This window comes from Pseudooceanicola sp. NS-SX8 (genome assembly GCF_057380755.1).
Map to the genome: position 1 here is coordinate 764,574 of NZ_CM170819.1, position 22,036 is coordinate 786,609.

A 22,036-nucleotide genomic window follows, 5' to 3' on the forward strand; every position below is an offset into this window, starting at 1 on the left:
CTCCCGGCCGCCGGGAGCAGGTGATATGCAAAGGGGCCCTCGCGGGCCCCTTTTCTGTGTCTCCGGTAACTGGCACCTGTGCAAGCTGGCACCTGGCCGCCCGGGGCCCGTTCCGGGGCCCAATTCCAGGGCCCCGGCTTTGTGCCTCAGTTCAGTCCGAAGATATCCTTCAGCGCGCGTTCGATCACATTGTCCAGGCGCTGCGGCGATCCGCCGTTGCCGCTGCCGTCCAGGGTGCGGGCGGGCTCGGGCGTGGGGCGCAGCATGGGCAGCGGGGTCGAAGGACGGTCGGCCTCGATCCGGGTCATCACCTCGTGGAAGACCTCGGCCGGCAGGCCGCCGCCGGTGACGCCCGACAGGGGCGTGTTGTCATCGTAGCCCATCCAGACTCCGGTGACGTAATCGGCGCTGAACCCGATGAACCAGGCATCGCGGGCGGCCTGGGTGGTGCCCGTCTTGCCGGCGATCTCGTGCCCGTCGACCTTGGCGCGGCCGCCGGTGCCGTGATCCACCACCTGGTTCATCATGTAGATGAGCTCCCGCGCGGCATCCTCGCGGATGACCCGCTCACCGATGCCGCCGTCCTGGCCCATCAGCGGCTCGGCGTCGCCCTGCAGGGTGACCGACTGCAGCCCGTAGGGCGTGACAGAAGACCCGCCGTTCAGGATGCCCGCATAGGCGCCCACCATTTCCACCAGCGTGCTTTCCGACGCGCCAAGCGCCAGGGCCGGGCCCTGGGCCAGGTCGCTTTCGATGCCGAAATCGCTGGCGATCTTGCGCACGTTCTCCAGGCCCGCGGCCTCTGCCACGCGCACGGCGGGGATGTTCAGCGACTTCATCAGCGCCTCTTCCAGCGTGACGGGGCCGCGGAACTGCCGGTCGTAGTTTTCCGGGGTCCAGGGGCCGGAACCGGGGATGTCGATGGTCAGCGGGCTGTCATCCACGATGTCGTTGTAATGCCACCCCAGCTCCAGCGCGGTGCCATAGACGAAGGGCTTGAAGCTCGACCCGGTCTGCCGCAGCGCCTGGGTGGCACGGTTGAACACCCCGCCGCCCGACACGTCGCGGCCGCCCACCATGGCGCGCACGGCGCCATCGGCGCTCATCACCACCACGGCGGTCTGCGCCTTGGACCCTTCCTTCACCTTCTCGTCGAAGACCCACTGCACCGCATCTTCCGCCGCCTTCTGGATCCGCTGATCCAGCGTCGTCTTCAGGATCACGTCCGCCGTGGTCTTGGAGGTCAGGAAATCCGGGGTCGAACTCATGATCCAGTCGGCGAAATAGCCGCCCGACTGTTCCTGCGCCTGCTTGGACAGCTGGGCGGGATGGCTGATGGCATTCTGCGCCTGGGCCTCGGTCAGGTAGCCCTGATCCTCCATCAGGCCGATGATCACCGTCGCCCGTTGCTGGCTGCGCGCCAGGTTGTTGGTGGGGGCGTAGCGCGTCGGCGCCTTCAGCAGGCCGGCCAGCATCGCGGCCTCTGCGGGCGTCACGTTGGCGGCGGACTTGCCGAAGTAGCGCTGGCTGGCGGCTTCGAAGCCGCGGGTGCCCTCGCCCAGGTAGGCGCGGTTCATGTAGACCGTCAGGATCTCGTCCTTGGTATAGCGCATCTCCATGCCGACGGCGTAGATCGCCTCGCGCGCCTTGCGCAGCAGGGTGGTTTCCCGGCAGGCGGCCTCGTAGTCGGCTTCGCTGTCCCAGTCGTCGGGATCATAGGCATCGCCAAAGCACAGAAGCTTCGCGGTCTGCTGGGTGATGGTCGACCCGCCGTTGCCCGACAGCGGGCCGCGCCCCTCGCGCAGGTTGATCCGCATCGCGCTCAGGATGCCGCGGGGCGAGACGCCGAAATGCTTGTAGAACCGCTTGTCCTCGGTCGCGACAATGGCGTTCTTCAGGTAGGGGGAAACCGTCTCGGCGGTGACGACACCGCCGAACTGGTCGCCGCGCCAGGCAAAGACCTGGCCCTGGTCATCCTGCATGGTGACCGACCCCTTGGCGCGGCCGTCGTAAAGCTCGTCGATGGGGGGCATCGTCAGGCCGCTGATCGCAGAGGCCACCACCACCAGCGCGACGCTCACCAGGCCCAGGCGCCAGACCACCCGCCAGATCAGGCCGAAGGTCCAGCGGAACAGGCCGCGGAAAAACGCCACGACGGGATTTCGCGGCTTGCGGGCGGGGGTCCGCCGACGCTTGGGCGAAGACCCGCCCTTGCCGCGCCCGTTGCCCGTGCCGCCGCCCTTCTTGCCACCACCGCCGCCGCCGGTCTTCCTGCCGGTCGTGCCGCTGCTCCTGCTCTTCGCCGATGCCCCGCCGTAGCGCTTGTCCGCCACCAGCGGCGCCCTGCGCCGTCCTGAATCACCCATATGCCTGCCCGGATGTTTTTCTGTCGCGACAGGATACAGCCTTGGCGCCCGAATGTAGAGCCGCCCCTTTGGGCAGGATGCGTTTTCAAGATGAACAAATTTTGAGCGAATTTGAATTTCCGCGCATTTATCCGGCAGAGGCAGGGCGATTAGGGCTGGCCCGTGCCCCCCGTTGTTCCGCAAAAGAAGGCAGCACGGCTTAGTTGCCGGTGCCAAAGGGCGGGCGCGTTCGCGTGACAGCCCGGAAAAAGGAAGGGGATAGTAGTGAAACTCATCATTGCGACAATCAAACCGTTCAAGCTGGAGGAGGTCCGCGAGGCGCTGACCGAGATCGGCGTGCGCGGCATGATGGTGACGGAAATCAAGGGCTTCGGCTCCCAGTCGGGCCATACGGAGATCTACCGCGGTGCGGAATACGCGGTGAACTTCGTGCCGAAGATCAAGCTGGAGATCGCAGTGTCCGCCGCCATGGCCGACCAGGTGGTCGAAACGATCACCTCCACTGCCAAGACCGGGAAAATCGGCGACGGCAAGATCTTCGTGCTGGATATCCAGCAGGCGGTTCGGGTGCGGACCGGCGAAACCAACGACGACGCGCTCTGAGACGCTCCGACAGGGAAAGGGAACTAATCCAATGAAAACCTTCGCAAAACTGGGCCTTGCCGCAGCCGTGATCGCGCTGCCGAGCCTGGGCCTTGCTCAAGACGAAGCCGCCGTGCCGGCCGCTGTGCCGACCGACGTCGTCTTCATCCTGAACACTCTGCTGTTCCTCGTGGCCGGCTTCCTGGTCTTCTTCATGGCCGCAGGTTTCGCCATGCTCGAAGCAGGCCTGGTGCGCTCCAAGAACGTTGCCATGCAGCTGACCAAGAACGTCGTGCTCTTCGGTGTCGCCTCGATCTTCTACTACCTGATCGGCTACAACCTGATGTACCCGCTGGGCACCTGGTCCATCGACGGCGTCCTCTCCGGCGTCTTCGGCCCGGGCGTGCTTGAAGCCGTCGGCATCACCGCAGAGACCGCCGACGACTACAGCTATGCCTCCACCGGTTCCGACTTCTTCTTCCAGCTGATGTTCTGTGCCGCAACCGCGTCCATCGTGTCCGGTACCCTGGCAGAGCGTATCAAGCTGTGGCCGTTCCTGATCTTCACGGTCATCCTGACCTCGATCATCTACCCGATCACCGCATCCTGGACCTGGGGCGGCGGCTTCGTTGGTGAATACGGCTTCTCCGACTTCGCCGGTTCGACCATCGTGCACTCCGTCGGCGGCTGGGCTGCTCTGACCGGTGCCATCATCCTCGGCCCGCGTATCGGCCGTTACACCGATGGCCGCGTCAACGCCTTCCCGGGCTCCAACCTGACCCTCGCCACCCTGGGTACGTTCATCCTGTGGCTCGGCTGGTTCGGCTTCAACGGCGGCTCGCAGCTGGCCATGGGCTCCATCGGTGACGTCGCAGACGTGTCCCGCATCTTCTCCAACACCAACACTGCTGCTGCAGGTGGTGCTGTTGCGGCCGCGATCCTGACCCAGCTGATGTACAAGAAGGTCGACCTGACCATGGTGCTCAACGGCGCCCTGGCCGGCCTGGTGTCCATCACCGCAGAACCCCTGGCACCCTCCCTGGGTGGTGCGACCATCATCGGCGCCATCGGCGGCATCCTGGTCGTCTTCGCGGTTCCGGTTCTCGACAAGCTGAAGATCGACGACGTCGTCGGCGCAATCCCGGTCCACCTGGTCTGCGGCATCTGGGGCACCATCGCGGTTGTCTTCTCCGGCTCCGCAACCCTGGGCCAGCAGCTCTACGGTATCGTCATCATCGGCCTGGCGACTGTCGTCTCCTCCACGGTGGTGTGGTTCCTGCTGAAAGCGCTGATGGGCATCCGCGTCTCCGAAGAAGACGAGATCGCGGGCCTCGACATGGCGGAACTGGGTATGGAAGCCTACCCGGAATTCTCTAAGGGCTGATCCTCCTTCCACAGGCAGCCACTACCTGGCCCGGGCGTTCGCGCCCGGGCTTTTTCGTGGGCCCCGTAGGGTGGATGCCAATCCACCGCTAAACCACACGCCCGCCACCGCCCCGCCCGGCGCCCCCCAAATGAAAAGGGCCCGCCAAAGCGGACCCCTCGTTTCCCCCACCGGCCTTCAACCCCACCGGCCTTCAACCTCACCCTTCCGGCGTCACCTTCTTCGGTGCGCCGCTGGCCATGTCGGTGCCGATATGGGGCAGGCCTGCCGCCTTCCAGCCGCCGAAACCGCCCTCCATGTGGGCGATCTTCTCCAGCCCGGCGGCAATGGCGGCCCGCGCCATCTTCTCCGATCGCATGCCGGACCCGCAGTGCAGCACGATGCGCTTGGCCTCCTGCCCGGGCAGGGTGGCCGGGGTGAAAAAGGACATGGGCATCAGCATGGCGCCCTCGACATGTTCGAACATGTATTCCTGCGGGGTGCGCACATCTATCAGCACGATCTCCCCCGCGGTCAGCGCCTCTGCCACCTCCTCCGGGCTCCAGGTCTGCAACTCGACGCCATCCACGGTTTCGCTCTTCATTTCGATCTCCTGTTTCGTCTTCTCGGCCGCGTGCGGGGCGCGCGGCACCTTTTGTGAACCCGGCTGTGTCCCGGGGTCAGAACCGGTTCGCCGGGATCCGGAAATAGCTGTGCCCGTCCGCCTCCGGCTCCGGCAAGCGCCCGGCCCGCAGGTTCACCTGCAGCGCGTGCAGCATCCGGTCGGGCAGGGGCAGGGTCGCATCGCGTTCCTCGCGCAGGGCGACGTAATCCGCCTTCGAAGTGCCGCCGCCCAGGTGCTTGTTGTGCGCCCGGTGCTCGGCCACGGTCGCTTCCCAGGCGGGATCCCTGCGCGCGCCCACCGGCGGGTAGTCATGGCCGATGAACAGCCGCGTGTCGTCGGGCAGGGCCAGGATCGCCTGCAGGCTGTCGTAGAGCTCGGCCGCCGATCCCCCCGGGAAATCCGCGCGGCTGGTGCCGCTGTCCACGTGCATGAAGGTGTCATGGACGAAGGCGGCATCGCCCACCACGTAGGTGATGGATCCCAGGGTGTGCCCCGGGCTCAGCATCACCGCGATCTCCAGCTCACCCAGGGCAAAGCGGTCGCCATGGGCGAAGAGCCGGTCGAAGTCCGCCTCCGGATCGAAGGCACCGGGCCCCTGCGCGGGCAGGTGGTAGAGGTCGGTCCAAAGGGCCGCGATCTCCCGCACCTTCTCGCCGATGCCATTGGGCGCGCCGGTCCGCCGGCGCAGCCAGTCGGAGGCCATCAGGTGGTCGGCATGGGGGTGGGTGTCCAGCACCCAGGCAACGCTCCAGCCCCGGTCCTCCACCGCCGCCAGGATCTCCGCCGCGCTGTCATGGGCGCTGCGCGCCGCCCGCGGGTCGAAGTCCTGCACGACGTCGATCAGCGCCGCCTGTTTCGTTGCGGGGCAGGCGATCGCGTATTGCACCGATCCGCTCGCCTTGTCGTAGAACCCCAGCACCTCGGGGGAGCCGGCCCCGCGAGAGGGAGAGTATGCCGTGAACATGTGAACCTCCTGGAAACTGATCCCTCTTTCAGCTAGAGAGCCTGCCGGGAATTCAAGTCCCCGGCCCTGGTGTCCTGCAGGTGGCTGCAGGTGTTTACCCGGTCACGCTTCCGTGGAATTGTCGTGTGAAAAGACCGCGTTCGACGGTCATGGCCGGTGGCCGGGGGGCTGCCATCAGAAGGGGACCTGAACATGTACGACTTGGCGGCCATCGGGGCCTGGGTGGAATTCGCCGTGCGCTGGCTGCACGTGATCACGGCCATCGCCTGGATCGGGTCTTCCTTCTACTTCGTGGCCCTCGACCTCGGCCTGAACCGCAACATCCCCGGCCCCGCGGATGGCGAGGAATGGCAGGTCCATGGCGGCGGCTTCTACCACATCCAGAAATACCTCGTGGCGCCCGAAGCGATGCCCGAACACCTCGTCTGGTTCAAATGGGAAAGCTACGCGACCTGGCTCTCGGGCTTTGCCCTGCTCTGGCTGGTCTACTACCTCGGCGCCGACTTCTACCTCGTCGATCCGGCGGTGCTGGACATCCCCACCTGGGGCGCCATCGCCATCTCGCTCTGCTCGCTCGCGTTCGGCTGGCTGATCTACGACCTGCTCTGCAAGTCGAAGTTCGGCGACAACAACACCCGGCTGATGATCGGCCTCTACATCATCCTCGTCGGGCTGGCTTATTTCTACACCCATGTCTTCACCGGTCGCGCCGCCCTGCTGCACCTGGGCGCCTTCACCGCCACGATCATGTCCGCCAACGTCTTCTTCATCATCATGCCGAACCAGCGCATCGTGGTGGCCGACCTCAAGGCGGGCCGCAAGCCCGATCCGAAATACGGCAAGATCGCCAAGCAGCGCTCGACCCACAACAACTACCTGACCCTGCCGGTCATCTTCATGATGCTGTCGAACCACTACCCGCTGGCCTTCTCGACCCAGCACACCTGGATCATCGCCAGCCTCGTCTTCCTGATGGGCGTCACCATCCGGCACTTCTTCAACACGATGCACGCCAAGAAGGGCATGCCCTACTGGACCTGGCTGGTCACCGCGCTGATCTTCCTGCTGATCATGTACCTCTCCACCGCGCCGCTCTGGCGCGACGACACGCCGGAAGAAGCCTCCGCCAGCCTCTCCCGCTTCGCCCAGGCCGAAGGCTTCGAAGAGGTCAGCGACATCGTCATGGGCCGCTGCTCCATGTGCCACGCAGAGGAACCCTTCTACGACGGCATCCTCTGGGCGCCGAAGGGCGTGCGCCTCGACAACCCGCATGAGATCGTCCGCAACGCCCGCGCCATCTACCTGCAGGCGGGGCTGGGCCACGCCATGCCGCCCGCTAACGTTTCCTTCATAGAAGAGGACGAACGTCAGGCGATCCGCGACTGGTACAAGGCCGCGACCCGGGGCTGACACCGCCCCAGTGGCGGGCCGGGAAAGGAGGGCAGATGCGGGCACTTCCCAGCATCCTGCTGCTTCTCGCGGCCACCCCCACCCGGGCAGAGGTGCTGGCGGCGCCGGTGACCCTGGGCACCACCTTCGACGCGCCCCTCGCGGTCTCGATCCGCCCCTTCCGGGCCGAGGCGGCGGAGATCTGGTACATCGCCGGCGCCTGCCCCGGCGCGCCGGACCCCACGGTGATCCGCCTTGTCGATTTCGCGGCCATCGCCGATCTGACGGTCTACCTGACCGACGCCCCCGAAAAGGCGCACCGCGTGATCTGCCTCACCAACGGCCCCCTCCCGTAACACGGGCCCGTAGGGTGGATGCAATCCACCATCCCTGACCCGCCCCGACCATGCCCGACCAAGCCGCACCCCGCTACGGAAGGTGGATTTCATCCACCCTACGGGCGGTTCACCAAGCTCGGAACACATCGCGAACCCCCATTTCCGACTCGCTCCCCGCATGCTAGATTTCGCGTCATGCATCGCCCAGACCCCCATATCCTCGATAGCCAACCCGTCATCCGCCAGCTGGACGAGGCCGCGATCAACCGCATTGCCGCCGGTGAAGTGGTCGAACGCCCGGCCTCGGCGGTCAAGGAACTGGTGGAAAACGCCCTCGATGCCGGCGCCACCCGGATCGAGGTGACGGTGGCCGATGGCGGCAAGACCCTGATCCGCGTGGCCGACGACGGCTGCGGCATCACGCCCGAGGCGCTGCCGCTCGCGCTCTCGCGCCACGCCACCTCCAAGATCGACGGCTCCGACCTGCTGAACATCCACTCCTTCGGCTTCCGGGGGGAGGCGCTGCCCTCGCTCGGCGCCGTCGGGCGCCTCTCGCTCACCTCCCGCGCCAAGGGGTTCGATGCGGCGGAACTGCGCGTCACCGGCGGTCAGGTCAGCGCGGTCAGGCCCGCGGCCCTCACCAAGGGCACCGTGGCCGAACTGCGCGACCTCTTCTATGCCACGCCCGCCCGGCTGAAGTTCCTGCGCACCGACCGGGCAGAGATGCAGGCGGTGACCGACGTGATCAAGCGCCTGGCGATGGCCGAACCCTTCGTCGGCTTCACCCTGCGCGATGCCTCCGGCGGCGACGCCCGCACCATCTTCCGTGCCGACCCGGAATCGGGGGATCTCTTCGATGCGCTGCATGGCCGGCTCGCCACCATCCTCGGGCGGGAGTTCGCGGAAAACGCCCTTCGCATCGACGCCACCCGCGACGGCATCCACATGACCGGCTATGCCGCGCTGCCGACCTATTCGCGCGGCGCCGCCGTGGCGCAGTTCCTCTTCGTCAACGGTCGCCCGGTGAAGGACAAGCTGCTGACGGGCGCGCTGCGCGCCGCCTACTTCGACTTCCTGTCGCGTGACCGGCACCCCGCCGCCGCGCTCTTCCTCGACTGCGATCCGCAGCTCGTGGACGTCAACGTGCACCCCGCCAAGTCGGAGGTCCGCTTCCGCGATCCTGGCACCGCGCGCGGGCTCATCGTCTCCGGCCTGCGGCATGCCCTGGCAGAGGCCGGGCACCGCGCCTCGACCACCGTGGCCGGTGCCACCCTCGGCGCCTTCCGGCCCGAACAGGCGGGGCAGGGCGCGCCCGCTCAGATGGGGGGGCAGATGCGCGATCTCGGCGCCCTCGGCCCGGCGCCGCAGGCCCCCGAACCCGGCGCCGCAGACGGCGCGCCCCGGGTCTATCAATACGATCCGATGCACCGTCGCGGTACCGACGCGATACCGACGCAATACCGACGTTTTGATCGGGGCTTTTCAGAGCCTTACGAAAACAATTCAGGGTCCGTACTACCGACCCTCGACAGCGGCCCCTCGGCCCGTTTCGAACAGGTGGTGGAGCCCGATCCCGCGACCAATGCCGTGCCGCTGGAAGAGCACCCCCTGGGCGCCGCCCGCGCCCAGCTGCACGAGAACTACATCGTCGCCCAGACCACCCGCGGCATGGTCATCGTCGATCAGCACGCGGCCCATGAACGCCTGGTCTACGAGAAGCTGAAACACCAGATGGCCGAAAACGGCGTGGCCTCCCAGGCCCTGCTGATCCCGGAAATTATTGAACTTTCCCAAGGGGATGCACAGCGCCTTCTGGATGCGGCAGATGATCTGGCGAAGTTCGGCCTGCATATCGAACCCTTCGGCGGCGGCGCCGTTGCGGTGCGCGAAACCCCGGCGATCCTCGGCGAAATCAACGCCGAAGCCCTGCTGCGCGACGTGCTGGACGAACTGACGGACCAGGACGACAGCATGACCCTGCAGGCCCGGATCGAGGCGATCCTGTCGCGGGTCGCCTGCCACGGCTCCATCCGGTCCGGCCGCCGCATGCAAGTGGCTGAAATGAATGAACTTCTTCGGCAGATGGAAGCGACGCCCCATTCCGGGCAATGCAACCACGGCCGTCCCACCTACGTCGAGCTGAAGCTCTCCGATATCGAAAGGCTCTTCGGTCGCACATGACCCAGATCGACCTCTCCGATCCGCTCACCCTCGCCGCCGTCATCGGTGGCGCGGCGTTTCTCATCCTGTTGATTCTCATCATCTTTTCCATCCGCGCGGCCTCCCGCTCGGCGGAGCCGGTGATCTGGCAGATGTCCCAGATGGCCCGTACCGTCGAAGGTCTCGCCAAGGGGCAGGAGCAGCTTTCGGGCGGCCTCACCTCGGTTTCCAATGCGCAGATCAACGGCCAGTCCCAGATGCTGCAGCAGATGGAGGCCCGCATGGCCCAGGTACAGGCCCAGATGAACGACCGTCTGCACGCCAACGCCATGTCCCAGGCCCGCACCCTGGCCGAGATGCAGGAAAAGATGAACGAGCAGCTGCGCGGCGGTACGGAGCGCACGACGAAGAGCCTGACACAGCTACAGGAACGCCTTCAAGTCATTGACAAAGCACAGGAAAACATCACGAAACTCTCGGGCGACGTGCTGTCCCTGCAGGACATCCTGTCCAACAAGCAGACCCGTGGCGCCTTTGGCGAGATCCAGTTGAACGACATCGTCGGCAAGGCGCTGCCCTCCGACAGCTACACCGTGCAGGCCACGCTTTCCAACGGCAAGCGGGCCGACTGCCTGATCCACCTGCCGAACCCGCCGGGGCCCATCGTCATCGACGCCAAGTTCCCGCTGGAAGCCTACGAGGCCCTGCGCAACGCCAAGACGGCGGAACACAAGGCCCGCGCCCAGACCCTGTTCCGCCAGGCCGTGCGCGCACATATCAAGGCGATTTCAGAGCGTTACATCATCGAAGGCGAAACCGCCGACGGCGCTCTGATGTTCCTGCCCTCCGAAGCGGTCTATGCCGAGCTGCATGCGAATTTCCCCGACACGGTGCGCGAAGGCTTCGCCGCGCGGGTCTGGATCGTCTCGCCCACGACCTGCATGGCGACGCTGAACACCATGCGCGCCATCCTCAAGGACGCCCGCATGCGCGAACAGGCGGGTGCCATTCGCAAGACCCTGTCGATGCTGCACCGCGATGTCGAACTGGTGGTCGAACGCGTGGCCAAGCTGGACACCCATTTCAACCAGGCCCGCAAGGATCTGGACGGCATCGGCACGGCGGCGGAACGTGCCGGTAAGCGTGCTGCAAAGCTCGACAATTTCGATTTCGAGGAACTGGGTGGGGATGCCGACAGCCCGCTGGCCAGCCTGGAAGATCAGACCGGCCGGAGCTGACCGAAAAACCTGTGTCTCAGGTATGGAATTTGCGGCAAATCAAGGAAGGGCGTATCCTGCGCGGGGCAAAGTCCCTGGCGAACAGGAGGAAACGCCATGTTAGAAATCTCGATCTCCAAGATCGCCAACGTCATCCTCATGGCCCGGGAGCTTGGCCGGGCAGAGGGGGAGCTGCATGCCTTCCTCGGCAGTCTGAACGAGGATGAACTGGCCAGCCTTGTCGCCGTGATGTGGATCGGCCGCGAAAGCTTCGATGCCGATGACCTGGGCGAAGCCATTGAAACCGCAAAGGAAGAGGCGACGACGCCGACCGCCGATTACCTGATCGGCACGCCGCATCTGTCCGACCATCTCGAAGCGGGCCTGGATGCGCTCGGCCTGTCGGCTTCCGACGAGGAAGACGACCTGGTGCGCGGCGGCTGAGGCAGATCGTAGGGTGCTTCCCCCGCAGGGGAGGCACCTCTGGCGCCTCCCCAACCTCCTGATATCACGCCAGGTAGTCGATACGCTCCAGCGTGTCGCACATGGTCTCGACCTCGGCGATCCACTCGCGCCGGATATCCTCGACGAAGAGCTCGTCGGCGGCATTCGACGCGGTGACGACGCCGGTTGCCAGCCGCGCGGCGACAAGGGATTCGATGGCCATCGCGACGGTGATCGACACGAGCTTGCCCATGGCGCTGCCGTCGGCGCGGCCGCTGGCATCCATCGCCCAGGCCTGATCGAAGACCGGCGCGCCAGCCTTCGAAGCGGTCAGGCGCACGAACATGACCACGCGGTCGGGTTCGCCCTCGTCATAGGCATGGTCGTTCCACAGCCCCTCCGAAATCTCGCGCAGGCGTGTGTCGCCCTCGGGGCCTTCCAGCGTCTCGACCTCCTTGAAGAGATCGGCCCAGGCCTCCGACCAGCCGTCGAGCCGCAGCGTGCCACGGACGAAGTCCTGCACCTTCCAGCTCTCGTCGAAACCGTACTGGGTGATGAAAGGCAGGGAGTTGCGGTTGGGGTAGGCTTCGAAGACCTCGCCGCCGGGCAGCGGATTTTCATAGCGGGTGATCGCGTCCCAGGGGCGGGCCACGTCGAATTCCTTGCCGTCCTTCAGGGACTTGGAGGGCGAACGCAGCGCCTTCAGCACGCCCAGGGGCGACCAGCTGAACTTGTAGCGGAAGTCGTTGGGGATCTTGGGGAAGCCGCCGCAGTAGGAGGTGAAGGAGACCTCCGCGCCCTCGCCCAGGCCGCTGTCCTTCAGCCGCGCCACCAGGTCATCGGCCAGGATGTGGTCGATCCCCGGGTCCAGGCCCACCTCGTTGACGAAGCTCAGGCCCTTTGCCTTGGCCGCTTCGTCCAGTTCCGCCATCTCGGGCGCCACGTAGGAGGAGGAGACGAAATGCGCGCCCTTCTCAAGGCAGGCCTTGGCCAGCGGCACGTGCATGTCGGCCGGCAGCATCGACACGGCGATGTCACCGGGTTCCAGCGCTTCCGTGACGGCTTCCAGCGTGAAGGCGCGGATATCCTTGGTCAGATCGCCCACCTCGGCTTCGGCCTTGGAGACCGTGCGGTTCCAGACCACGACGGGGTAGTTGCCGGTCAGCAGCCGTCGCAGGCCGGGGACGGCCGACAGGCCCGTGCCACACCAGTGAATTTTCATGCCAATGCCTCCATATGCGTGTCGAAAGTGGCCTTCGCGCGGCCCCAGACCCCGGCGTCGATTGCGTCGAGCGTCATCAGGGAGGGCAGCAGCTGGCCGGCGTAGTCCTCGCTGCTTTCCTTGGGCAGCATCGAGGGCAGGTTGTCGATCGCCATCACGTCCAGGGGCGGATCCTGGCGGACGCGCAGGGCCGGGTCGTCCCAGCTGGTCGTGCGGTCATAGACCTTGATGGGCGAGAAATCCGAGGTCGGGTCGCAGGCCACATCGCCGATCACTGTCAACTTGCGCGGGCCGTCGGCCATTTCCGCCGGTACGAAGACCGGGGTGCCGGGCATGGCGAGGATGGAGTTGAGGAAGATCTCGTGCTCCGCGATCTCGGGGAAGGGGCCGCCGGATGCGGTTTCGGCCATGTCCCATTTCGTCACGTCGCAGCCGAGCGCGGCGCAAAGGTCGGACCCACCGGTCCCGACACGGCCGAGCGCGCCGATGACGATGGCGCGGGGGCGGGCGGGGTAGGGGGCCAGGCGGGCCTCCAGGTCGGCCAGCAGGGCGTCCTTGTCCGGGTAGGCCTGAACGGGGGCGCACTGCCCGCCTTCCTGCTGCGCGGCCCAGCACATAAGCGATACGGCAGCTCCGGCATAACCGGCCCAGTAGCCGAAGGCGGCCACGCGACGGCCCTGTTCGTTCACCAGGTATTCGAGATCGTAGAGCGTTCCACCGCCCGCCTGGAACCGCTTAAGCAGCTCCTGGCCTGCGGGCTGACCCTTGAAGGCATGGCCGAACATGATGTGGCGATGGCGCAGGGGCGTGCCGTCCTCGGGAAGTTCCTTCAGGCCGAAGATGATGGCATCGGCAGGTGCGTCGGGCCAGCTGCCCTCGGGGGCAATCTCGGCGCCGGCAGCGCGGTAGCCTTCCAGCGGCAGGATGCGCGTGCGGCTTTCCTCCACCGTCAGGCGGAAGCCCTTCTCGATCAGGGCCTTTGCGCCTTCGGGCGTGAGGCCCGCGCGGTCTTCGTTCGGTCGCTGCTCGGCGCGCAGCCAGATGTGGGTCATGAGGGGCTCCTTTCGGGGGTCCGGTATAGCGGGCGCAACCCGGGATGCAACGACAGCGGGTCGGCTGCGCTGTTGGCGTCGCGGCGGCTGCCCGACGGGCGGGCGATTTGCCTTTCGCGGCCCGGTCCTGTTGTCTCGGGGCGCCAGATCCAGGAGGTGCCGATGATTCCCGTGAACCCCGACCGTTTCCTTGCCGACCTGCACCAGCTGCGCAGCTTCGGGGCTGCCGGTGTGGGCAAGGGGGTCGTCCGGCCCGCCTATTCCGAGCCCGACATCGCTGCCCGCCGCTGGCTGGCGGAGCAATATGCCGCCACCGGGCTGGAGGTCGCGGTGGACCCCTGCGGTTCCGTCTTCGGCCTGGCGGAGGGCAAGTCGCTGCTGGTCGGTTCGCATTCCGACAGCCAGCCGGAGGGGGGCTGGCTTGACGGGGCGCTCGGCGTGATCTGCGGGCTGGAACTGGCTCGGGCGGGTGCAGAGGCCGGTGTGCCGATCTCCGCCGTGTCCTTCCAGGATGAGGAGGGGCGCTTCGGCGTGACCACGGGCAGCCGGGTCTGGTCCGGCAACACCTCTCTTGCGGATGCGGATGCGCTGGTCGACAGCGAGGGCATCACCTTTGCCGAGGCGCGCGCGCGGATGGCGGACATGGTGACCGGCTTCGTCGATCCGGCGCGGTTCAGCGGTTTCCTCGAATGCCATATCGAGCAGGGGCCCTGGCTCTACGAGGCGAAGGAGGCGGTCGGGGTCGTTGCCGACATCGTCGGCATCCGGTCCATGCGGATCACCTTCGAGGGGGAGCAGAACCACGCCGGTACCACGCCGATGCACCGCCGCCGCGATGCCTACCAGGGGATGGTGGCCTTCCAGGGCATGATTTCCGAACGGTTCCGCAACGTGGTCACGCCGCAGACCGTCTGGACAACGGGCTTCGTGGATCTGCACCCCGGCAGCCATTCCATCGTTCCCGGACGCTGCACCTTCTCGATGCAATGGCGCGACGGTGACAAGGACAGGCTCGACCGGATGGAGGAGATCATCCGCGCGGCGGCGGAGGAAGTGGCGCAGGCCCAGGGGCTCTCCCTTTCGACCTCCGGCATGCTGGGGCTGGAACCTGTGCCGATGGATCCGGGCTTGCGCGCAGCCCTGGAAGGCGCGGCAGAGGCGCAGGTGCCTGGCCGCTGGCGCTCCATGCAGTCTGGCGCGCTGCACGATGCCGCCAGCGTGTCGAAGCTGATGCCCGTTGCGATGCTCTTCGTGCCCTCGATCAACGGGATCAGCCACGCCTTTGCCGAGGATACCGATGAGGCGGACCTGGTCGCCGGGCTGAAGGTCCTGGCGGAGGCCGCATCGCGCCTGGCCTGACGGGCGCCTCGTGACGGGGCGCCTCGCCGGGATCAGTCCCAGGTGACATCGCCGAGGAAGATATAGCCCGCGCCATAGATCGTCTTGATCAGGCGCGGGTTCTTCGGGTCCTCCCGCAGCTTGGTCCGCAGGCGGGAGATGCGCACGTCCATCGCCCGGTCAAACGCGTCACCGGCACCGCCGCCCAGTTCTTCCTGCATCGTGGCGCGGCTCACCAGCCGCTTGGGCCGTTCGAGGAAGAGCCGCAGTACTTCCGCTTCGGCCTGGCTGAAGGGGGTTTCGGCACCCTCGGCGTCTTCCAGCGTGAAACGGTCGAAATGGGCGGTCCAGCCGGCGAAACGCGCGGTCTGGCTGGCCTGGGCTGCGGGCTTGTCCCGGCGCAGGCGGGCGCGGACGCGGGCCACGACCTCTGCCGGGTCGAAGGGTTTGATGATGTAGTCGTCGGCGCCCAGTTCCAGCCCGGTCACCCGGTCCTGCACCTGCGCCCGACCCGAAATGATGATCACCGTCGCCCCGCTGTCCTGCGCCAGCCGGTGCACCAGGGTCAGCCCGTCACGGTCCGGCAGCGACAGGTCGACGAGGCAGAGATCGGGGGACATGCCGCGCAGCGCTGCCTCGAACTCCGTCGCGCGGGCAAAGGCGCGGCTGCGGAACCCCGCTTCCTCCAGCGCGGAGGAGAGGATGGAGCGGATGTCGGGTTCGTCGTCGAGAATGGCGATCAGCGGGGCGGTCATCCGGTCTCCTCCAGGGCAAGGAAGGCGGCGAGCGCTTCCTGATCGAAAGGTTTCTGCAACACCGGGGCCCGGGCAAGGGCGGCACGGTGCCAGGGGTGGTCGGGGCGCAGCGAGGTCATGATGCAGACCGGCGGCGCGGTGGCGGGCAGGGCCTGCAGCAGGTCGATGCCTGTCGATCCGCCCTCCAGAGAGAGGTCCGACAGGATCAGCGCCAGCTCCGGCAGGTCGCGGACGATGGCCAGCGCTTCCTCGGCCGAGGCGGCCTCGATCACGGGGCAGCCGAGGGCCAGAAGCATGTCGCGGATCGACCCGCGCAGCTCCGGACTGTCCTCGACCAGCAGGGTCAGGCCCGGCGTTGCGGGCGCAGCGACCTCACGCCAGGGCAGTTGCAGGGTCACCTGCGCGCCCCCGGCATTGCCGAGCCGCATGCGCCCGCCTGCCCGCTGTGTCATGTCGTAGACCATCGACAGGCCCAGCCCGGATCCTTCGGCCCCCTTGGTGGTGAAGAAGGGGGTAAGCGCCTCGTCCAGCGCCTTGTCGGAGAACCCGGGGCCGGTGTCGGTGACGGTGATTTCCACCCAGGTGTCCTTCAGGTTTCGCGCCCGCAGGACTATCTGCCCCGGTGCGGCGCCAAGCGCATCCCGGGCGTTCAGGATCAGGTTCAACAGGCTGTCCTGCAGCATTCCCGCGTCAAGCCAGAGCCGGCGGTCGCCGATGCCGTCCTCGACCGTGAGGGTGATGCTGTCGGGCAGGGCGGGCCGCGCGAGGGTGGCGAAGTCGCGCAGGAAGGCGGCCCAGTTCATCGGTGCGGGGCTGTGGTCGCGCCCGCCGGTCATGTCCGCGATCCGGTCCAGCAGCCGCCCGCCGCGCCGCGCGGCGCCAAGCGTGGCGGCGACGATGGACTCCGCCTCCTCTGGCAGGGCCAGGCGCGACAGCCGCGACTGCAGCCCCATGATGATCGTCAGCAGGTTGGAGAAGTCATGCGCCATGCCCGAGGTCATCTGCGCCGCCAGTTCCCGCCGCTTGGTCTGGGCAAGGGCCGCGCGGGTCTGGCTTTCCTCGGTCACGTCCATCGACATGATATAGGTCCCCTCCGCCCCGTTGGGCGTCAGCACGGTGCGGATGCGCCGCGAACTGGCCTCATCGGTGAATTCGAAGGAGGCGGCCCGGCCCGCCAGCGCCTCGTCCAGGTAGGGGCGCACCGCCTCGTAGGCCTGATGGCCCAGAACATCGGCGATATGCAGTCCCAGGATCTGCGCCGGCCGCCCCGGCATGATCCGGCTGAGCCGCCGGTTGGAGTAGCTGTAGATCCTGTCCTGCCCGACATGGGCGATATGGGCCGGCAGCATCTCCGTCGTCAGGCGGGTGCGCGCCTCCATCTCGGTCAGCTCGCGCTTGGCTTCCTCCAGCGCGGAGTTCATCGCCTGCAGTTCCCGGTTGGCCGCCGCCAGTTCCTCCGCCCGGGTCAGCAGCTGTTCCGACAGTTCCTCCGACCGGGCGCGCAGCAGGCGTTCCTGCCGCTTGGTGTCGGTGATGTCGGTGTAGACGGTGACCCAGCCGCCATCGGGCAGGGGGGCTCCTTCGACACTGATCACCCGGCCGTTGGCGCGGGGGCGTTCCAGGTAGTGCGGTTCAAAGGCGAGGGCCTTTTCCACGCGGCGCCGAATCGCCTCCTCCAGATCGTCCAGAGGGCCGTATTCACCGGATTCGCATAGAAAGCGGATCGTGTCCTCGAACCGGGCGCCGGGACGGACCAGATCGGCGGGCAGGTTGAACATCGACCGGAAGCGCCGGTTGCATTGCACCAGCCGCAGATCCTGATCGTAGATCGACAGGGCCTGCTGGATCATGTTCAGCCCGGCCATGGTCATCCGTTCGGTACGTGCCTGATGGCTCGGCATAATTCCTCCACTCCCCGTCGAAAACGCTATCGGCAAACGGGCCACCCGGCCAGCCCCTCACTTCGCAGTTGCAGCACGGATCTCGCGCCTGCGGCACCCGTAACAATTCGTTAGGGTTCGGAAATGATGCGGCAAAAGTTCGCAGTAACGTTTGACTTGTCAGGAGCATTGAGCGTAAATGGCAGGGCGTCAGCGCCTGTGGCCGCGTTCGCCAGATGCGCAGTCTGACCCGCCTTGAGGAGGGCGGTTTTTCCGGTCGGGGAGGGCCGGAAAAGAGGGAGGAGAACGCCGTGAGAGATATCTCGCGCGAAGCGGGCGGGCCGGTTCAATCCGTGCCCGCCCTGCTCGACAGGAACGCAATCCGCTGGCCGAACCGCACCGCCTACCGCGAGAAGGAGTTCGGCATCTGGCAAAGCTGGAGCTGGGCAGAAACCCGGGCCGAGGTGCGTAACCTCGCACGGGGGCTCATGAATCTGGGTGCCGGGCGCGGCGACTTCATTGCCATCATCGGGGCCAACCGGCCGCATCTTTACTGGGCGATCCCTGCGGCGCAGATGATCGGAGCCGTGCCGGTGCCGGTCTACAACGACAGCGCGGCGGAGGAGATGGCCTATGTGCTGGACCACTGCGGCGCGCGGCTGGTCATCGCCGAGGATCAGGAGCAGGTCGACAAGGTGATCGAGGTGAAGGCGCAGCTGCCTGCGCTGGAGCACATCATCTACCTCGACCCGCGCGGCATGCGGAAATACGACCATGAGCACCTGCACGACTTCGCCCATGTGCAGGAGCAGGGGCATTCCCTTCGGGACGAACTGACCCCGGAACTGGACCGCCGGATCGCCGGGATCGACTACGACGACACCTGCGTTATGCTCTATACCTCGGGCACCACCGGCAAGCCCAAGGGCGTTGTGCTGTCGAACCGGAACATCATCGAAACATCGAAGAATTCCAGTGAGTTCGACAAGCTGGGCGAGGGTGAGGAGGTCTTGGCCTACCTGCCGATGGCCTGGGTGGGGGATTTTATCTTCTCCATCGGGCAGGCCTATTGGAGCGGGTTCTGCGTCAACTGTCCTGAAAGTCCCGAAACCCTCGCGACGGATCTGCGGGAGATCGGGCCGAGCTACTATTTCGCCCCGCCGCGAATATTCGAGACGCAGCTGACGAGCGTGATGATCCGCATGGAGGACGCCGGTCGGTTCAAGAAGTGGTTGTTTGACAAGTGCATGGCCCACGCGCGCAAGGTTGGCGGCCGGCTGCTCGACGGGCAGCCGGTGGGGCTTGTGGACCGGCTGCGTTACCGGCTGGGCGAGGTGCTGATCTATGGTCCGCTGAAGGACACGCTGGGCCTGCGCCGGGTGCGGGTCGGCTATACCGCGGGGGAGGCGATCGGGCCGGAAATCTTTGATTTCTATCGCTCTTTGGGGATCAACCTGAAGCAACTCTATGGCCAGACCGAGGCGTCGGTCTTCATCACCCAGCAGCCTGATGGCGAGGTGCGGTCGGACACTGTGGGGGTCGCCTCGCCGGGGGTGGAGCTTCGGATCGACGACAGCGGGGAGGTCTTCTACCGCTCGCCCGGTGTCTTCCAGCTTTACTACAAGAACGCCGAGAGCACGGCATCGACCAAGGATGCCGAGGGCTGGGTCGCCACGGGGGATGCCGGTTTCATCGAGGAAAGGACTGGCCACCTGCGGATCATCGACCGCGCCAAGGACGTGGGCAAGATGGCTGACGGTAGCCTGTTTGCGCCCAAGTACGTTGAAAACAAGCTGAAATTCTATCCCAACATCCTGGAGGCGGTGGTCTTCGGCAATGGCCGTGACTACTGCACCGCCTTCATCAACATCGACCTGACGGCGGTCGGCAACTGGGCGGAGCGGAACAACATCGCCTATTCCAGCTACCAGGAACTGGCGGGGCATCAGGATGTTCTGAACACCGTGAAATCCCACGTCGAGGAGGTCAACCGGAGCATCGCGGAGGACGAGATGCTGTCGGGCTGCCAGATCCACAGGTTCCTGATATTGCACAAGGAACTGGACGCCGACGATGGCGAGATGACCCGGACCCGCAAGGTGCGCCGGAAGATCATCGAGGAGAAATACCACGACCTGATCACGGCGCTTTACGATGGGTCCGAGCGGATCTCGACCCGGACGGAAGTGACCTACGAGGATGGGCGCAAGGGGCATATCTCGGCGACGCTGACGATCTGCGACGCGCCGGTGCAGCCCCGGGCAGCGGAAAGGGTGGCGGCAGAATGAGCGTTGCGGAACAGATACTTGGCGACGAGCCGGAGATGGGAGACGGCTGGATCACCACCGACGGGCGCACCATCGGCGGGGTGATGATGGAGATGAAGAACATCACCCTGAAATTCGGCGGGGTGGTGGCGATCAAGGACATCAGCTTTGACATCCGGCAGGGGGAGATCCGGGCGATCATCGGGCCGAATGGCGCGGGGAAGTCCAGTATGCTCAACGTTATCAGCGGGTTCTACAATCCGCAGGAGGGCGAGGTCTGGTACCTGGGCAAGCCCCGGCCGAAGATGCGGCCCTACGAGGTGGCGCGGCAGGGCATCGCGCGGACCTTCCAGAACATCGCGCTTTTCGAGGGGATGACGGTGCTGGACAACGTGATGACCGGGCGGCTGAACCAGATGACCGCGGGCGCCCTGGCGCAGGCGATCTGGAAGGGGAAGGCGGAGCGGGAAGAGATCGAGAACCGCGAAAAAGTAGAGAAAATCATCGACTTCCTTGAAATTCAGAACATTCGGAAGAAACCGGTCGCAAGTCTGCCCTACGGGCTGAAGAAGCGGGTGGAGCTGGCCCGGGCGCTGGCCGCCGAACCGTCGCTGCTGCTGCTGGACGAGCCCATGGCGGGCATGAACGTCGAGGAGAAGGAGGACATGTCCCGCTTCATCCTGGACGTAAATGACGAATTCGGAACGACAATTGCCCTGATCGAGCATGACATGGGCGTGGTCATGGACCTGTCCGACCGGGTCGTGGTGATGGACTACGGCAAGAAGATCGGCGACGGCACACCCGACGAGGTGCGCAACAACCAGGACGTCATCGACGCCTACCTGGGGGTGGCCCATGACTGAGTTTCAGCCCCGTCGGAACGCCGCGAAAACGTCGGTGCTACGTACCCGCCGTTGTTTTGCCAAGCCCCTGAAAAGCCCCGATCAAAACGTCGGTATTACGTCGGTATCGCGTCGGTATCCCGACGGTGCGAATGCGGGCGGAAAAACCGGCCCGAAAGCGGAGGTCTGAGACATGCCCGACCAGCTTCTCTTCGCCATGGAGGTCTTCCTGAACGGGCTGATGGCCGGGGTGCTTTACGCGCTCGTCGCGCTCGGCTTCGTGCTGATCTACAAGGCCAGCGGCATCTTCAACTATGCCCAGGGGGTGATGGCGCTGTTTGCCGCGCTGACCCTGGTGGGGATCATGGAGGGGCAGGTGCCCTTCGCCCACCTGATCAACGCGGTTTTCGGCACCGACCTGCACCACATGGGATGGCACCTGCCGGCGATCGCGGCGATCCTGCTGACCGGCGTGGTCATGGTGGCCCTGGCCTGGGCCGTGAACCGGTTCATCTTCCGCCACCTGGTGGGGCAGGAGCCGATCATCCTCTTCATGGCGACCATCGGCCTGGCCTATTTCATGGAGGGGCTGGGCGACCTGATGTGGGGCGCCGACATCAAGAAGCTGGACGTGGGCCTGCCGCAGGGCCTGAACGCCTGGATCGACGAGACCACGTACAACGCCTTCGGCTATGGCTTCTTCATCGACAACCTGGACATCTGGGCCACGGTGATCGCCGCCCTGCTGGTGATCGCGCTGACCATCTTCAGCCAGTATTCGAAACAGGGCCGCGCCCTGCGCGCGGTGGCCGATGACCACCAGGCGGCGCTGAGCGTGGGGATATCTCTCAGCTACATCTGGGTGCTGGTCTGGTCCATCGCGGGGTTCGTGGCGCTGGTCGCGGGGGTGATGTGGGGCACCAAGTCCGGCGTGCAATTCAGCCTGTCGTTGATCGCTTTGAAAGCTTTGCCGGTTCTGATGCTGGGCGGTTTCACCTCCATCCCGGGGGCCATCGTGGGTGGGCTGATCATCGGTGTGGGGGAGAAATTGTTTGAGTTTGCAATAGGTCCGCTGGTTGGCGGGGCCACGGAAAATTGGTTCGCATACGTATTGGCCCTTATTTTCCTGGTGTTCCGTCCGCAGGGCTTGTTCGGAGAGCGAATTATCGAGAGAGTGTAAAGACCCCGGAGGCGGCTGCGCGACCCTGTCGCGACACCCGCCCGCCCGG

Annotated in this window: 18 protein-coding genes; 11 read left to right on the forward strand and 7 right to left on the reverse strand. The window is 66.0% G+C overall.

The window, feature by feature from the left end; translation table 11 throughout:
* Positions 1-146: 146 nt before the first annotated feature.
* Positions 147-2,366, reverse strand: coding sequence for a transglycosylase domain-containing protein (locus AC2IR1_RS03515; RefSeq protein ID WP_486474899.1), 2,220 nt, complete (start codon positions 2,364-2,366; stop codon positions 147-149).
* A gap of 264 nt (positions 2,367-2,630) precedes the next feature.
* Between AC2IR1_RS03515 and AC2IR1_RS03520 the strand changes: the two genes are divergently transcribed.
* Both AC2IR1_RS03520 and AC2IR1_RS03525 read left to right on the forward strand, forming a co-directional pair.
* Positions 2,631-2,969 (forward strand): P-II family nitrogen regulator, encoded by a 339-nt coding sequence (locus tag AC2IR1_RS03520; RefSeq protein ID WP_085889004.1) that lies wholly within the window; start codon positions 2,631-2,633, stop codon positions 2,967-2,969.
* A gap of 31 nt (positions 2,970-3,000) precedes the next feature.
* Positions 3,001-4,332, forward strand: coding sequence for an ammonium transporter (locus tag AC2IR1_RS03525; protein ID WP_486474900.1), 1,332 nt, complete (start codon positions 3,001-3,003; stop codon positions 4,330-4,332).
* 199 nt (positions 4,333-4,531) lie between these two features.
* Here the strand turns inward: AC2IR1_RS03525 and AC2IR1_RS03530 are convergent, their stop codons facing one another.
* A complete protein-coding gene (locus tag AC2IR1_RS03530; protein ID WP_486474901.1) occupies positions 4,532-4,915 on the reverse strand; it encodes a rhodanese-like domain-containing protein in 384 nt (127 codons plus the stop codon).
* Positions 4,916-4,991: 76 nt separating this feature from the next.
* Positions 4,992-5,900 carry an MBL fold metallo-hydrolase gene (locus AC2IR1_RS03535; protein ID WP_486474902.1) on the reverse strand — a complete coding sequence of 303 codons (909 nt, stop codon included), beginning with the start codon at positions 5,898-5,900 and terminating at the stop codon, positions 4,992-4,994.
* A 192-nt stretch (positions 5,901-6,092) separates the two neighbouring features.
* Here AC2IR1_RS03535 and AC2IR1_RS03540 point away from each other — a divergent pair, with 192 nt between their 5' ends.
* The 5 genes from AC2IR1_RS03540 to AC2IR1_RS03560 all read left to right on the forward strand — a co-directional run bounded on the left by AC2IR1_RS03540 (position 6,093) and on the right by AC2IR1_RS03560 (position 11,448).
* Positions 6,093-7,310 (forward strand): urate hydroxylase PuuD, encoded by a 1,218-nt coding sequence (locus AC2IR1_RS03540; RefSeq protein ID WP_486474903.1) that lies wholly within the window; start codon positions 6,093-6,095, stop codon positions 7,308-7,310.
* Between the two features lie 35 nt (positions 7,311-7,345).
* Positions 7,346-7,645: a hypothetical protein gene (locus AC2IR1_RS03545; protein ID WP_486474904.1), complete on the forward strand. Its 300-nt coding sequence runs from the start codon at positions 7,346-7,348 to the stop codon at positions 7,643-7,645.
* Between the two features lie 177 nt (positions 7,646-7,822).
* Positions 7,823-9,808 carry a DNA mismatch repair endonuclease MutL gene (mutL, locus tag AC2IR1_RS03550; RefSeq protein WP_486474905.1) on the forward strand — a complete coding sequence of 662 codons (1,986 nt, stop codon included), beginning with the start codon at positions 7,823-7,825 and terminating at the stop codon, positions 9,806-9,808.
* A complete protein-coding gene (locus AC2IR1_RS03555) occupies positions 9,805-11,025 on the forward strand; it encodes a DNA recombination protein RmuC (RefSeq protein WP_486474906.1) in 1,221 nt (406 codons plus the stop codon). Before mutL ends, AC2IR1_RS03555 begins: the two co-directional genes overlap by 4 nt.
* Positions 11,026-11,121: 96 nt before the next feature.
* The gene (locus tag AC2IR1_RS03560) at positions 11,122-11,448 is read left to right on the forward strand and encodes a DUF3775 domain-containing protein (RefSeq protein ID WP_486474907.1); all 327 of its coding nucleotides are present in this window, start codon (positions 11,122-11,124) and stop codon (positions 11,446-11,448) included.
* A gap of 64 nt (positions 11,449-11,512) precedes the next feature.
* On the opposite strand, the gene AC2IR1_RS03565 is transcribed toward AC2IR1_RS03560, so the two are convergent.
* Together AC2IR1_RS03565 and AC2IR1_RS03570 are read right to left on the reverse strand one after the other, a co-directional pair.
* Positions 11,513-12,670 (reverse strand): saccharopine dehydrogenase family protein, encoded by a 1,158-nt coding sequence (locus AC2IR1_RS03565; RefSeq protein WP_486474908.1) that lies wholly within the window; start codon positions 12,668-12,670, stop codon positions 11,513-11,515.
* Positions 12,667-13,722, reverse strand: coding sequence for a saccharopine dehydrogenase (locus AC2IR1_RS03570; RefSeq protein ID WP_486474909.1), 1,056 nt, complete (start codon positions 13,720-13,722; stop codon positions 12,667-12,669). The genes AC2IR1_RS03565 and AC2IR1_RS03570 overlap by 4 nt, the downstream gene beginning before the upstream one ends.
* Before the next feature lie 162 nt (positions 13,723-13,884).
* Here AC2IR1_RS03570 and AC2IR1_RS03575 point away from each other — a divergent pair, with 162 nt between their 5' ends.
* Positions 13,885-15,081 (forward strand): hydantoinase/carbamoylase family amidase, encoded by a 1,197-nt coding sequence (locus AC2IR1_RS03575; RefSeq protein WP_486474910.1) that lies wholly within the window; start codon positions 13,885-13,887, stop codon positions 15,079-15,081.
* Between the two features lie 32 nt (positions 15,082-15,113).
* Here the strand turns inward: AC2IR1_RS03575 and AC2IR1_RS03580 are convergent, their stop codons facing one another.
* Both AC2IR1_RS03580 and AC2IR1_RS03585 read right to left on the reverse strand, forming a co-directional pair.
* Positions 15,114-15,815, reverse strand: a complete 702-nt coding sequence (locus tag AC2IR1_RS03580; protein WP_486474911.1) for a response regulator transcription factor — start codon at positions 15,813-15,815, stop codon at positions 15,114-15,116.
* Positions 15,812-17,716, reverse strand: coding sequence for a PAS-domain containing protein (locus AC2IR1_RS03585; RefSeq protein ID WP_486474912.1), 1,905 nt, complete (start codon positions 17,714-17,716; stop codon positions 15,812-15,814). The genes AC2IR1_RS03580 and AC2IR1_RS03585 overlap by 4 nt, the downstream gene beginning before the upstream one ends.
* Positions 17,717-18,006: 290 nt before the next feature.
* On the opposite strand from AC2IR1_RS03585, the gene AC2IR1_RS03590 reads away from it, so the two are divergent.
* The 3 genes from AC2IR1_RS03590 to AC2IR1_RS03600 all read left to right on the forward strand — a co-directional run bounded on the left by AC2IR1_RS03590 (position 18,007) and on the right by AC2IR1_RS03600 (position 21,987).
* Complete coding sequence (locus AC2IR1_RS03590; RefSeq protein WP_486474913.1) at positions 18,007-19,983, forward strand: AMP-binding protein; 1,977 nt, start codon at positions 18,007-18,009, stop codon at positions 19,981-19,983.
* Between the two features lie 35 nt (positions 19,984-20,018).
* Entirely contained in the window at positions 20,019-20,828 is an 810-nt protein-coding gene (locus AC2IR1_RS03595; protein WP_486476367.1) for an ABC transporter ATP-binding protein, read from the forward strand.
* A 172-nt stretch (positions 20,829-21,000) separates the two neighbouring features.
* The gene (locus AC2IR1_RS03600) at positions 21,001-21,987 is read left to right on the forward strand and encodes a branched-chain amino acid ABC transporter permease (protein WP_486474914.1); all 987 of its coding nucleotides are present in this window, start codon (positions 21,001-21,003) and stop codon (positions 21,985-21,987) included.
* Positions 21,988-22,036 lie beyond the last annotated feature (49 nt).

Bases quoted from the DNA above. Each gene is read 5' to 3' on its own strand.
- AC2IR1_RS03580 (WP_486474911.1), bottom strand. From the start codon at position 15,815: ATGACCGCCCCGCTGATCGCCATTCTCGACGACGAACCCGACATCCGC.
- AC2IR1_RS03545 (WP_486474904.1), top strand. From the start codon at position 7,346: ATGCGGGCACTTCCCAGCATCCTGCTGCTTCTCGCGGCCACCCCCACC.
- AC2IR1_RS03515 (WP_486474899.1), bottom strand. From the start codon at position 2,366: ATGGGTGATTCAGGACGGCGCAGGGCGCCGCTGGTGGCGGACAAGCGC.
- AC2IR1_RS03525 (WP_486474900.1), top strand. From the start codon at position 3,001: ATGAAAACCTTCGCAAAACTGGGCCTTGCCGCAGCCGTGATCGCGCTG.
- mutL (WP_486474905.1), top strand. From the start codon at position 7,823: ATGCATCGCCCAGACCCCCATATCCTCGATAGCCAACCCGTCATCCGC.
- AC2IR1_RS03575 (WP_486474910.1), top strand. From the start codon at position 13,885: ATGATTCCCGTGAACCCCGACCGTTTCCTTGCCGACCTGCACCAGCTG.
- AC2IR1_RS03570 (WP_486474909.1), bottom strand. From the start codon at position 13,722: ATGACCCACATCTGGCTGCGCGCCGAGCAGCGACCGAACGAAGACCGC.
- AC2IR1_RS03535 (WP_486474902.1), bottom strand. From the start codon at position 5,900: ATGTTCACGGCATACTCTCCCTCTCGCGGGGCCGGCTCCCCCGAGGTG.
- AC2IR1_RS03595 (WP_486476367.1), top strand. From the start codon at position 20,019: ATGGGAGACGGCTGGATCACCACCGACGGGCGCACCATCGGCGGGGTG.
- AC2IR1_RS03600 (WP_486474914.1), top strand. From the start codon at position 21,001: ATGCCCGACCAGCTTCTCTTCGCCATGGAGGTCTTCCTGAACGGGCTG.
- AC2IR1_RS03555 (WP_486474906.1), top strand. From the start codon at position 9,805: ATGACCCAGATCGACCTCTCCGATCCGCTCACCCTCGCCGCCGTCATC.
- AC2IR1_RS03585 (WP_486474912.1), bottom strand. From the start codon at position 17,716: ATGCCGAGCCATCAGGCACGTACCGAACGGATGACCATGGCCGGGCTG.
- AC2IR1_RS03560 (WP_486474907.1), top strand. From the start codon at position 11,122: ATGTTAGAAATCTCGATCTCCAAGATCGCCAACGTCATCCTCATGGCC.
- AC2IR1_RS03540 (WP_486474903.1), top strand. From the start codon at position 6,093: ATGTACGACTTGGCGGCCATCGGGGCCTGGGTGGAATTCGCCGTGCGC.
- AC2IR1_RS03530 (WP_486474901.1), bottom strand. From the start codon at position 4,915: ATGAAGAGCGAAACCGTGGATGGCGTCGAGTTGCAGACCTGGAGCCCG.
- AC2IR1_RS03565 (WP_486474908.1), bottom strand. From the start codon at position 12,670: ATGAAAATTCACTGGTGTGGCACGGGCCTGTCGGCCGTCCCCGGCCTG.